Consider the following 11,819-nt stretch of genomic DNA (forward strand, 5'->3'; position numbering starts at 1 on the left):
ATTCGGACAGGAAGAACGCTAGAGCAGCCGTTGGCGCAACTACGCTACCGGCCGCATTCACCTAGAGAGTTGGCAGTGAACTCATTCAATCAAACAATGACAAGGCAGCGTATTGTCGTCCAGCCGCCACATCCGGAGCCAACAGTCTCCGGCTGGTACAGCACGTCGGGACCGGAGCTGCCTCTGGTGCCGCAACCAGGCGACGTCGCATGCGACTGCTTGGTGATTGGCGGCGGCTGGATGGGGCTTCATGCAGCCCGTCGATTTGCCGAACTCAACCCGCAGGCCTCCGTAATCCTGGTCGACGCCGGCCGCATTGGGGACAATGCATCCGGACGATGCATGGGTTTCGTCATCGATCTCGCGCACAATCCCCGAAAGCGCGATTTCGTCGAAGACATCAGGGGAAACAAAGAAGAGCTGTTCGTTAACCTGGAGGGGATCGCCTACATCCGAAGCGCCGTCGAAGAGCATGGGGTGGATTGCGACTGGGACCCGCAGGGAAAGTACCACAGCGCGGCCACGTCTCACGGTGCGGAAGACCTGGACCGCTTTTCGAAGGCGCTCGATAAGCTTGGGCAGAACTACAGCTGGGTTGAGACCCCCGAAATCCAGGCGCTCACCGGCAGCAAGCACTACATCAAAGCCCTGCACCACCCCGGCACCATCCTAGTCCAGCCTGCGAAGTATCTCAAGAATGCTGTTAAACGCCTCCCCCCGAACGTTACCATTCATGAAAACACCGCTATTGTGGCAGTGCGGTTCGGCGCGCCGAAGCACATCTGCGAGACGCCCGTCGGGACAATCACGGCTTCGAAGGTCGTCATCTGCGCTTCAGGCTATCTGACGAAGTTTGGCTTCTTCAACAACCGCGCCATACCGCTCTACACCTTCGCGAGCATGACTCGACAGCTCACGGAGAGCGAGCTTTCCCAAGTGGGCAATAAGCGAGCCTATGGGCTTATTCCGGCCGACAGCTTTGGGACGACGGTACGGCGCACGATCGACAACCGTCTTTTCCTCAGAAATGTTTACTCGTACGCGATGAATTTCAAGACAACGGAACAAGATGTGCTAAGGGCGCGAACCCAGCAGCAGGTAGCATTCGACCGTCGATGGCCGGGGCTTTCTTCAATGGGCTTTGAGGCCAGTTGGGGAGGTCTGCTCACCCTCGCGCAAAATGGCGGAATGGTTTTCGGCGAGTTGGCGAAGAACGTCTATGGGGCCGCCTTTTGCAATGGAACCGGCGTCGCTCGAGGGGCCGCCTTTGGCAAGGCCGTCGCCGAACTGGCCACGGGGCAATCTTCGGCTGTCATCGAAATCCTGAAGACGCGGGCCACTCCAAGCAGGACATACCCGAGACTTGTCACATCAATGGGCGTCCGGTTCGTCACGGCACTCCGTTTCAAGCAAGCGGGCGCTGAAGTCTAGCAACAAGAGGAACGGTAATGGCGGACTTGAAGGGCATTAATCTCGCAATGCAGACACCGTTCGCCGGTAACGGTGCAATCGACTACTCGGTTTTCGAGGAACTGATCGAGAAGTACATCTCGGCCGGCGTCCATGGCTTGGTGCTGGGCGCGGGGACAGGACAGCATCCCTACCTAACCGAAGCCGAATGCAACCAGCTATATGAAGTCGGCGCGAAGCGCATAGCCGGCCGCTGCAATGTCATTTGCCAGACGTCGGCTCTCAATATGGACGAAGTCATCCGGCGTTCAAGGCAAGCTGAATCGGTCGGCGCGGACGCGCTGATGATTTTACCACCCTATCTGGAAGGTCCGTCAGACGAAGATGGGATCTTCAACTTCTACACGGAAGTCGACGCGGCGGTGGGCGTTGACATTGTCGGATACAACATCCCGCAGGCGACCGGCATCTCGGTCTCGCCACGGCTTTTGGATCGGCTCAGCGGTCTTGGTAATTTCAATTACATCAAGGACAGTGCCGGCGACTTCACCGTGCATCAGGAGTACCTGCAGACGGGAGGCACTGTACTAAATGGCTGCGATACGACGACTCTCTACGCCCTGATGGCTGGCGCGCGCGGCGTTATCTGGGGCGCAGCAAACTACATGCCTGGTGAGGCTGTCGAACTGTACAACCTTGTGGCGGCCAAGGACTACCAACGGGCACTGGAACTTTGGCAGCGAATGCTGCCCTCGCTCCTTTTCATCTGGCGGGCACCCTATACCCCCTCTGTTCTCAGAGCCGCGCAGCTGCGCGGATTCGGAACCGGGAACGTCCGGAAGCCGCTGGCAAAACTCTCGTCGGAGCAGGACATGGCGCTCCGCGCCGCACTTGCCCCGCTGTTTGCGGTCGCCTCCTAGCCGTCGCTTTATCTAAGAGGACCCTATGCGGATTGTCCTAGTTGGTTCGACTGGAGTTATCGGGTCGGCCGTGGCTGCCGAACTTGGCAAGCGGCACGACATTGTAGCGGTCGGACGAACAAGCGGCTCTTTCCACGTCGACATCGCCGAACCGGACTCTATCCACCACCTATTCGACAAGATCGGTACATTTGACGCGTTGGTCTGCACGGCAGGTGCGGTGCGCTACGCCCCCTTGGACCAATTCACGGATGAGCAGTTCGGGATCGGGTTACGCAGTAAGCTGATGGGGCAGGTTAATCTCGTCGTGAGGGGTCTCAAGCGCATCAGCGACAATGGGTCATTTACCTTGACTTCCGGTCTGACCAACGAAGATCCGATCCGGCAGGGAAGCTCGGCCGCCCTAGTCAATGGCGCCTTGGACGGCTTTGTACGCAGCACGGCGATCGAGCTTGGACGGGGGTTGCGGATCAATCTGGTCAGTCCGACTCTCGTACAGGAATCGGTTCACCTATACGGCGACTTCTTTCCCGGCACCCGGACGATGCCGGTGAGAGAGGTAGCGCTCGGCTACGTCAAGAGTGTGGAGGGCCCCCAGACGGGTCGGTCGGGTCTATCGATGGGCTGGGTCAGCGAAACCTAATCTCGCCAGCAATGGCGTCGCACTAACGGAAAGACAGGGATGCGCAGCCAACTTTATATCGACGGAACGTGGGTCTCCCCAGTAAAGGGCGGCACATTCGATGTGATCAACCCGCAACGGAGGAGGTCATTCACAAAGCTCCGGCCGGAACCTTAGAGGACATACATCGATGTGGCCGTGAAAGCCGCGCGCCGCTGCTTCGACCTCGAAGGCTGGCCAAAGCTCTCGGGTGCCGGACGTGCGGGATATCTCCGCAAGATAGCGCTAGCCAATGATTCCCGCTATGGTTTGGCGGCGGCGGTGATGTCGGCCGACGACGTCCGCGCAGAGCGCGTCGCGGCTGCTTTCCGGGCCGGCATCGTCTGGATTAACTGTTCTCAGCCGACATTCTCCGAGGCACCGTGGGGTGGCTACAAGCAGTCCGGGATCGGCCGCGAGTTCGGCCGTTGGGGTCTCACTTCGAAACGAAGCAGATCACCCGCTTTAGCTCCGACCGTCCATGGGGATAGTGCATCAAACCCGAGGAAATTGCCCGATGAATGAGCTGCGTGCCGCTCTCGAAATCCCCTCTCAAGTCGCACCATCGTCGCTGCAGGCAAAAACGTGACCGTGACGCAGGGTGCAATTTCAGCCGCATGGCTGAAGACCGTATTTGCATCAGTATCCCAGCCCAAGGCAGTTCTTGAGGAAGCAGCCTTTCGACTGCGCCGCTTCGCCTCCAGCTACCGCCGCGAGGCCGCATGAACGCGCCGCCCGCCAAAACCATTCCGACCAAGGCCATTCCTCCCAAAGCGCGGGCGGTCATCATCGGTGGCGGCGTCTCCGGCTGCTCGGTCGCCTATCATCTGGCCAAGCTCGGCTGGACCGATATCGTGCTGCTCGAGCGCAAGCAGCTGACGTCGGGCACGACATGGCACGCTGCCGGCCTGATCGGCCAGCTGCGCGGTTCGCAGAACATGACGCGGCTGGCGAAGTACTCGGCCGACCTCTACGTCAAGCTCGAGGCCGAGACCGATGTCGGCACCGGCATGCGCCAGGTTGGCTCGATCACGGTGGCGCTTACCGAGGAGCGAAAGCACGAGATCTATCGGCAGGCGTCTCTCGCCCGCGCCTTCGATGTCGACGTGCGCGAGATTTCGCCAGGTGAAGTCAAGGAGATGTACCCGCATCTCAATGTTTTGGATGTTGTCGGCGCCGTGCATCTGCCGCTCGACGGCCAGTGCGATCCGGCCAACATCGCCATGGCCTTGGCCAAGGGCGCACGTCAGCGCGGTGCGACCATCCTGGAGAACGTGAAGGTCACCAAGGTTCATACCAGGGCCGGCCGTGTCACCGGCGTCTCCTGGGCGCAAGGCGACGAGCAAGGCACGATCGAAGCCGATATCGTCGTCAACTGCGCCGGCATGTGGGCACGCGAGCTTGGCGCCCAGAACGGCGTCACCATCCCGCTGCACGCCTGCGAACATTTCTATCTCGTCACGGAACCGATCCCCGGGCTTTCCCGCTTGCCGGTGCTGCGCGTGCCGGACGAGTGCGCCTACTACAAGGAAGATGCCGGCAAGATGATGCTCGGCGCTTTCGAGCCGGTGGCCAAGCCCTGGGGCATGAACGGCATAAGCGAGGATTTCTGCTTCGACCAGTTGCCGCAGGACATGGACCATTTCGAGCCGATCCTGGAAATGGGCGTCAACCGCATGCCGATGCTGGCCACCGCCGGCATCCACACCTTCTTCAACGGCCCCGAGAGTTTTACCCCCGACGACCGCTATTATCTCGGCGAGGCGCCGGAGCTTTCCGGCTACTGGATGGCGACCGGCTACAATTCGATCGGCATCGTCTCCTCCGGCGGCGCCGGCATGGCGCTGGCGCAATGGATCAATGACGGCGAGGCGCCCTTCGACCTCTGGGAGGTCGACATCCGCCGCGCCCAGCCGTTCCAGAAGAACCGCCGCTATCTCAAGGAGCGCGTCTCCGAAACGCTCGGCCTGCTCTACGCCGATCATTTTCCGTACCGGCAGATGGCAACCTCGCGAAACGTCCGCCGTTCGCCGCTGCACGAACATCTGAAGGCGCGCGGCGCGGTGTTCGGCGAGGTCGCCGGCTGGGAGCGCGCCAACTGGTTTGCGCGGGAGGGCCAGGAGCGCGAATACCGCTATTCCTGGAAACGGCAGAACTGGTTCGACAACCAGCGCGAGGAGCATCTGGCGGTCCGAAACGGCGTCGGCCTGTTCGACATGACTTCGTTCGGCAAGATCCGTGTCGAAGGCCGCGATGCCTGCGCCTTCCTGCAAAGGCTCTGCGCCAACGACGTGGACGTGACGCCGGGCAAGATCGTCTACACCCAGATGCTCAACCAGCGCGGCGGCATCGAGAGCGACCTCACCGTCTCGCGATTGTCCGAAACCGCCTTCTTCCTCGTCGTGCCCGGCGCCACGCTGCAACGCGACCTGGCCTGGCTGAGAAAACATCTTGCCGACGAGTTCGTCGTCATCACCGATGTGACGGCGGCCGAAGCCGTGCTTTGCCTGATGGGCCCGGATTCGAGAAAGCTGATCCAAAAGCTGAGCCCGAACGATTTCTCCAACGAGAACAACCCGTTCGGGACGTTTCAGGAGATCGAAATCGGCATGGGGCTGGCCCGCGCCCACCGCGTCACCTATGTCGGCGAGCTCGGCTGGGAGCTTTATGTCTCGACCGATCAGGCCGCCCACGTCTTCGAGGCGATAGAAGAGGCCGGCGCCGATGTCGGTCTGAAGCTATGCGGCCTGCACACGCTGGACTCCTGCCGCATCGAAAAGGCGTTCCGGCATTTCGGCCACGACATCACCGACGAAGACAATGTGCTGGAGGCCGGCCTCGGCTTCGCGGTGAAGACGGCCAAGGGAGACTTCCTCGGTCGCGATGCGGTGCTGACGAAGAAGGAAGCCGGCCTGTCGCGCCGGCTGGTCCAGTTCCGCCTGAAAGACCCTGAGCCCCTGCTCTTCCACAATGAAGCGATCCTGCGTGACGGCAAGATCGTCGGCCCGATCACATCAGGGAATTACGGCCACCATCTCGGCGGCGCCATCGGGCTCGGCTATGTGCCATGCAAGGGCGAGAGCGAGGCGGACGTGCTGGCCTCATCGTACGAGATCGACATTGCCGGCGAGCGTTTTGCCGCCGAGGCATCGCTGAAGCCGATGTATGATCCGAAGTCGGAACGGGTAAGGGCGTGAGCCGATGCGGGCGCCACGATGAAGCCGCCCTTCGATTGAATCGATGTTGACGATGCTTCCGCTACCCCGCTTGCGAAGGGGCGTGCATTGCCGCCTTTATCAGCAGGAATGAGGTTGGTGTCCATCATCCGATCTCAGCCCACCGCGGTCATCTCGTCGACCGTCTTTTTTGAACATGACACCGGCGTTGTGTTGGAGGATGTCTAAGCCGGCGAGCGCTCGGCGACTATCTGCACGTCCAAGGCGATTTTCTCTGGAATTCGAAGTTCCGCCCTCACTTAGATGATGCGTTCGTTGAGAACCGCCTCAAGCTACGAGTTTCTCTGCGCAACGGCGACTTTTGCTCCTCCTTCGGAAAGGGTGGATGATACAGGCGCCGATGCCTCGCCCACCCCGGGGACGATTTGCAATCTTGGCTGCCAGTCTGTCAGCTATGGTTTTCCTCAACAGTCGGAATACACGTCCGCGACGTCTTCGCGCCGCTATTGCGACCTATCTTCTTTGACTGCGCTGGCAGTTTTGAAACGTCTGCCCGCATCTCGTTTAGCGGAATTGGGATGTTAGCCGACAGATCAACGCGATTGATGACAGGGGGTTGCCCTTTTTACCCGCTGACGTCGCACGCTTTCTTTCAGGATCTCGGAATCGTCTGTCGCAGCCGCTCTCAATTCGTCGATGAGTTCGGTCACCTCCGCTCTTACCAGGTTAGCGCCAAGCAGTCCGCCCGTCTTTTGGTAAGATCGGCTAGACCACGCCCTGGTTCTCGCTCAGCACGTGGCCTTTGCCGTTCGTCCGGCTCAAAGACTGGGTGTTTGGGCAATCGCCAAGTATATAGTTCGTGCGCGAAGCTGGAAGAAGCTTGCCGTGGCGGTGATCTCCGCTGCCCATCCGGCCGCATTCTCCCAATGGAAAAAATTGGCCGGCACCGTCATCGGCTCTCGCGTCACGAAACCAGAATATTGCTCAGGCGAGCATGCCTACCGGATTCTCTATATAACTCTTAAATTCCTGCAGCAGCTTGGCTCCGAGCGCGCCGTCCACACAGCGATGGTCGATGGAAAGTGTAACGCTCATCACTGTCGCGGGGGCCATGACACCGTTCTTGACGACTACACGCTGTTCACCCGCACCGACCGCAAGAATGGTCGCGTGCGGCGGATTGATCACGGCAGCGAACTCCTTGACGCCCATCATGCCCATGTTCGAGATTGACGTGGTGCCGCCTTGATACTCCTCAGGCTTTAGCTTGCGATCCTTCGCGCGCTTGCCAAGATCCTTCATCTCGTTGGAAATGACTTGGAGCGTCTTCAGCTCGGCCTTGCGTACGATCGGCGTGATCAGACCACCACTGATCGAGACAGCCACCCCCACGTCGACATGCCTGTGTCTGACCATAGCGTTCTCGGTCCAGGAGACGTTCGCGTCTGGAACGTTTCGCAGCGCAAGCGCCAGAGCCCTTATGATCATATCATTGACCGACAGCTTGTAGGCCGGCAGGCCGTCCGTGGGCTTGGGCGCGGCATCGTTGAGACGGGAGCGCAGCGCCAGAAGCTCGTCGATGTCGCAATCTAGGCCGACATAGAAATGCGGGACAGTTCGCTTCGACGTCACCAGCCGACGAGCGATCGTCCTACGCATGCCGTCGTGAGGTACAAGTTGGTATAATCCGACTTCAAACAGCTTGAGAACCGCATCGTCCAAGGGTCCTTTACTTGCGGTGGACGCAGCTTCGGCCGTGTTCTTAACTGTAGTGTGAGGCTCGGGTTCGCCACGTTTGTCGGACGCTTGCCGGGGAGCGACGGTAACGGAACCAGATTCGCTTTTGGTGGCGACAACGGCGATGAGGTCCCTAAATTCTACTCGATCAGCGCCTTCCGGGACGACGATCCTTTCCAGAGTACCCCCGGCAGCAGCCTTGATCTGACCAGTATTACCTCCGCTACAAACCTCGGCCAGAACGTCTCCCGCTTTTATGTCATCGCCCTCCTTGAACATCCATTTCACAAGGGTGGCAGCTTCCATATCCAAAGCGAGGGCGGGCATTCTGACGTTGATAGGCATCTGCGCTACTGTGCTATTTTACGTTTCGCGGGAATTATCTACCAGGCTTGCCGGTTGCGGTTATCAGGCTGCTCTGCCTATGCATGGAGAAGAAATCCGAGCGGGCGCACGTTGAGTTCCGAAAGGGAGATCAATCGAGGTGACCAATGATTCACAACAACAGCCCTCCGTCGATCGCGATCTCCGCTCCGGTCATATAGCTGCTCTCGTTTGAGAGCAGGAAGAGGACGAGGTCCGCTATCTCATGGACCGTGCCGGCCCGCTTGAGCGGAATGAGCGCGTACTGGCGCTCTCTGTCCGAAGGATCCTCAGCGAGCAGCATCTCCGTTTCAATCCATCCGGGATGGATGGAGTTGACGCGGATTCCGGCTGGAGCAAGTTCTAGCGCCGCGCATTTCGTCATGCCTCGCAGGGCCCATTTTGTCGCGGTATAGGCCATGGAGGTTCGGCTTCCACGCATCCCGGCAACAGACGAGATGTTTACTATCGCCCCCCCGCCGGCTGCCTTCATGAGAGGCGCGACTTCCCGCATGCCGAGGAAGCAACCCAGCTGATTGATACGGAAGTGCCTTTCGAACATCGCGACGCTGGATTCGGCCATCGGCACCGGTTGGTAGATCGCCGCGTTGTTGACCAGGCCGTGAAGTCCCGTCTTCTGTCCTTCTAGAAAGCGGATTAGGCTTTGCCAGTCCTCCTCGCAACCGACGTCGAGATGTACAAACGACGCTGTTTCACCGATGGTCTCGGCGATCTGTTTGCCGTGGTCGTCGAGGATGTCCCCGATGATTACCCGCCCTCCTTCGGATGCGATCTGGACGGCTTCAGCCGCACCCTGACCCCGAGCTCCTCCGGTGATCAAAACCGTCTTACCTTCAAAGCGTTTGTCGCGTGCCATAGTCGTCTCTACGATCGGTGTATAGTTGAGGTGTCAGGCCGCCCGGAGGCGCCCGCCGCGCCTCATGCGGTTGGACGTCGGCCGCCAGAGTGCGGGCGACCGACGTCCAGCCTTGGGAGTTACTTCTGGAGTTTCGCGACCGGAGCGAAAGAACATTCATTCCAGCCCCGCTCCTACTCGGTCTTGATGCGACAGATGACGGTTCCGACACCCGTTACCGCCCCTTCGTCGACAAGGATCTCAGCAACTACGCCCGCAGTTTCCGCTTCGATCTCGATGTTCGTCTTTTCCGACTCCACTTCAGCCAGAATCTGCCCCGGAACGACGGAGGTCCCGACCGAAACGTGCCACTTCGTGAGATCAACGTCGACTGTCGACGCACCCATCTTCGGAATGCGAACTTCAAGCATGAGCATAGCTCCTTACAGATATGATGGCGTCTTCAAGCTCCTGCGGCTTCGGCAGAACCGCAGATTCAAGCCTAAGGTTGAACGGCATGGGAACGTCAGCCCGCGTGACACGCTTGATCGGCGCCTTGAGAGACGAAAACGCCAACTCGGCTATGATTGCACTCAGCTCGGCTGCGAAGCCGCAAGTACGGTTCGTGTCGTCATAGATCACCACGCGGCCGGTCTTCCCGACCGTCTTCAAAAGCCCTTCCCTGTCGAGTGGCAAGAGAGAGCGAGGGTCCCACACTTCAACGCTGATGCCATTCTTCTGAGAGACGGTCTCAGCGACAGCCAAAGCCTCGGGCACCAAGTGTCCAATAGCAATGACGGTCACATCGGAGCCTTCACGCTTAACGTCACCGCGACCGAGAGGTACCGCAAAGATTTCTTCCGGCACCTGACCCCTTTGCGGAAGGCACATGGCGGATGCGATGAAAACGACGGGGTCGTCTTCTCGAATTGCTTGGATCATCAAACCCTTCGCATCATAGGCGTTCGAAGGGCAAACGACCTTGAAACCTGCATGGAGGAGATACGGGTAAGGATTGTCCGAATGCTGACCCGCGTTTCCTCCCCGCGAGCCGGACACCATAATCGTGTATGTGATTGGCAGATTAGCCTGGCCGCCGAGCATCAGTCGCATCTTCGCGGCTTGATTCACCAGTTGGTCAAACGCAACGTAAATCAGTGACGGAACTTGGAACTGAACGATCGGCCGCAGGCCAGCCAAAGCCGCCCCAGTGGCGAACCCGGTGAACGCAGCCTCGGAAATCGGCGTGTCGAGCACGCGGGAATCACCGAAGGCGCCATGCAGGCCTTTCGTCTCACCGCGAATTCCGCCTCGAATGTCCTCCCCGATGATGAAGACGCTCGCGTCTGCGCCCATAGCCTGATGGTAGGCCTCATTCATGGCCTGAAGAAATCTCAGCTGTCTCACGGCTCTACTCCCCACGCCGGAGTGTTCGGGTACGACATGGCGTACATGCAATCGAGCGCCTCCGCCGGGTTCGGCTGCGGGCTGCTCCTTGCGGACTCGACGCCTCGTTCAATCTCAGCGTTAACTTCCGCGTCGATCGCTTCGACGTCTTGTTGCGTGCACAATCCGCCTTCCACCATACGGGCTGCCCAAATCTTGATGGGGTCCCGCAACTTCCAGCTTTCGAGCTCGTCTTGGGGCCGATAACTCATCTTCATGTGACGCTCGCCGGTATAGTGCCCGAAGTAACGATAAGTCTGGCACTCAATGAAAGTCGGGCCTTTGTCTGACCGAGCGCGTTCCGTGGCGGTGAGGGCAGCGTGATAGACTGCCTCCACGTCCATGCCGTCGACGCTCACCCCAGGCATTCCGTAGGATTGAGCACGAAGATAGGGCTCGAGGATGGTGACTTGTTTGAGCGGTGTCGAAATCGCGTACTGATTGTTCTCGCACACAAAGACAACGGGAAGCTGCCAGATCGCCGCGAGGTTCATCGCCTCGTGCACAACCCCTTGGTTGATTGCACCGTCGCCGAAGAACGAAACGGCGACGCGGTTTTCGCGAGCGGCTTTGAATTTGTGAGCCGCGCCACAGGCTATAGGAGTTCCAGCGCCGACGATACCATTAGCTCCGAAGATCCCAAGTCCGATGTCGGCAATATGCATGGATCCGCCACGACCCTGATTGTATCCGGTCGTTCGGCCAAGCAGTTCAGCGAACATCTTGCCGGCGTCTCCCCCCTTCGCCAACGTGTGACCATGCCCTCTATGGGTGCTAGTGATGATGTCTGCGGCCACTAGCGCGCCGCAGATGCCGACAGCCACCGCCTCTTGCCCGCTATACTCATGGGTCACGCCGGCGATCTCATTGTCATCGACCAGAGTAATAACCCTGTCCTCGAATCGCCTGATGCGAGCCATGTGGTAATACAACTTACGCGCGAATGGTGCAGGCATAATATTCGACATCGATGCCTCTACTTTGTGTCCTAAATTGATCTACATCCTGTCAATTCATTGTCCATGCGAGTACTCGATTCTTGTAGCCAAATCCCCTCTTATAGCCAATCTCGCAACGACCTTTCCGGCGTCTTTCTGCTTCATCCGCGGTAGCTTACCACCTTTCATGGTTCATCTACCCGGGACTAGCCACCGAGCGTTAAGCTATGAGTTCACTGCCAACTCTCTAGGTGAATGCGGCCGGTAGCGTAGTTGCGCCAACGGCTGCTCTAGCGTTCTTCCTGTCCGAAT

9 protein-coding genes and 1 pseudogene are annotated in these 11,819 nt (G+C 59.2%); 5 read left to right on the top strand and 5 right to left on the bottom strand.

Features of this window, described 5'->3' with window-relative positions:
* From NKH70_RS34835 to NKH70_RS34855, 5 genes and pseudogenes are all read left to right on the top strand, one after another.
* On the top strand, positions 1 to 1,431 hold a 1,431-nt coding region (locus NKH70_RS34835), incomplete at its 5' end, for an NAD(P)/FAD-dependent oxidoreductase (protein ID WP_353027395.1).
* A 17-nt stretch (positions 1,432 to 1,448) separates the two neighbouring features.
* Positions 1,449 to 2,330, top strand: a complete 882-nt coding sequence (locus tag NKH70_RS34840; protein ID WP_353027396.1) for a dihydrodipicolinate synthase family protein — start codon at positions 1,449 to 1,451, stop codon at positions 2,328 to 2,330.
* A 25-nt stretch (positions 2,331 to 2,355) separates the two neighbouring features.
* Positions 2,356 to 2,973 (top strand): short chain dehydrogenase, encoded by a 618-nt coding sequence (locus NKH70_RS34845; protein WP_353027397.1) that lies wholly within the window; start codon positions 2,356 to 2,358, stop codon positions 2,971 to 2,973.
* 258 nt (positions 2,974 to 3,231) lie between these two features.
* Positions 3,232 to 3,482: pseudogene (locus tag NKH70_RS34850) on the top strand (aldehyde dehydrogenase family protein); the annotation flags it as partial.
* Between the two features lie 231 nt (positions 3,483 to 3,713).
* Positions 3,714 to 6,188 (top strand): GcvT family protein, encoded by a 2,475-nt coding sequence (locus NKH70_RS34855; RefSeq protein ID WP_353027398.1) that lies wholly within the window; start codon positions 3,714 to 3,716, stop codon positions 6,186 to 6,188.
* Positions 6,189 to 7,151: 963 nt separating this feature from the next.
* Here NKH70_RS34855 and NKH70_RS34860 read toward each other — a convergent pair.
* The 5 genes from NKH70_RS34860 to NKH70_RS34880 form a co-directional block, all read right to left on the bottom strand.
* Positions 7,152 to 8,249 (bottom strand): 2-oxo acid dehydrogenase subunit E2, encoded by a 1,098-nt coding sequence (locus NKH70_RS34860; RefSeq protein ID WP_353027399.1) that lies wholly within the window; start codon positions 8,247 to 8,249, stop codon positions 7,152 to 7,154.
* A 151-nt stretch (positions 8,250 to 8,400) separates the two neighbouring features.
* A complete protein-coding gene (locus NKH70_RS34865) occupies positions 8,401 to 9,144 on the bottom strand; it encodes an SDR family NAD(P)-dependent oxidoreductase (protein ID WP_353027400.1) in 744 nt (247 codons plus the stop codon).
* 173 nt (positions 9,145 to 9,317) lie between these two features.
* Positions 9,318 to 9,554, bottom strand: coding sequence for a biotin/lipoyl-containing protein (locus NKH70_RS34870; RefSeq protein ID WP_196815030.1), 237 nt, complete (start codon positions 9,552 to 9,554; stop codon positions 9,318 to 9,320).
* Positions 9,547 to 10,530, bottom strand: coding sequence for an alpha-ketoacid dehydrogenase subunit beta (locus tag NKH70_RS34875; RefSeq protein WP_353027401.1), 984 nt, complete (start codon positions 10,528 to 10,530; stop codon positions 9,547 to 9,549). The genes NKH70_RS34870 and NKH70_RS34875 overlap by 8 nt, the downstream gene beginning before the upstream one ends.
* On the bottom strand, positions 10,527 to 11,537 hold the full coding sequence (locus NKH70_RS34880) for a thiamine pyrophosphate-dependent dehydrogenase E1 component subunit alpha (protein WP_353027402.1): 1,011 nt from the start codon (positions 11,535 to 11,537) through the stop codon (positions 10,527 to 10,529). The genes NKH70_RS34875 and NKH70_RS34880 overlap by 4 nt, the downstream gene beginning before the upstream one ends.
* Positions 11,538 to 11,819 lie beyond the last annotated feature (282 nt).

The sequence above is a fragment of the Mesorhizobium sp. M0991 genome, assembly GCF_040318915.1.
GTDB lineage: Bacteria > Pseudomonadota > Alphaproteobacteria > Rhizobiales > Rhizobiaceae > Mesorhizobium.

Coding starts and splice junctions, on each gene's coding strand:
- NKH70_RS34860 (WP_353027399.1), bottom strand. CDS start 8,249: ATGCCTATCAACGTCAGAATGCCCGCCCTCGCTTTGGATATGGAAGCT.
- NKH70_RS34865 (WP_353027400.1), bottom strand. CDS start 9,144: ATGGCACGCGACAAACGCTTTGAAGGTAAGACGGTTTTGATCACCGGA.
- NKH70_RS34855 (WP_353027398.1), top strand. CDS start 3,714: ATGAACGCGCCGCCCGCCAAAACCATTCCGACCAAGGCCATTCCTCCC.
- NKH70_RS34840 (WP_353027396.1), top strand. CDS start 1,449: ATGGCGGACTTGAAGGGCATTAATCTCGCAATGCAGACACCGTTCGCC.
- NKH70_RS34880 (WP_353027402.1), bottom strand. CDS start 11,537: ATGTCGAATATTATGCCTGCACCATTCGCGCGTAAGTTGTATTACCAC.
- NKH70_RS34845 (WP_353027397.1), top strand. CDS start 2,356: ATGCGGATTGTCCTAGTTGGTTCGACTGGAGTTATCGGGTCGGCCGTG.
- NKH70_RS34870 (WP_196815030.1), bottom strand. CDS start 9,554: ATGCTTGAAGTTCGCATTCCGAAGATGGGTGCGTCGACAGTCGACGTT.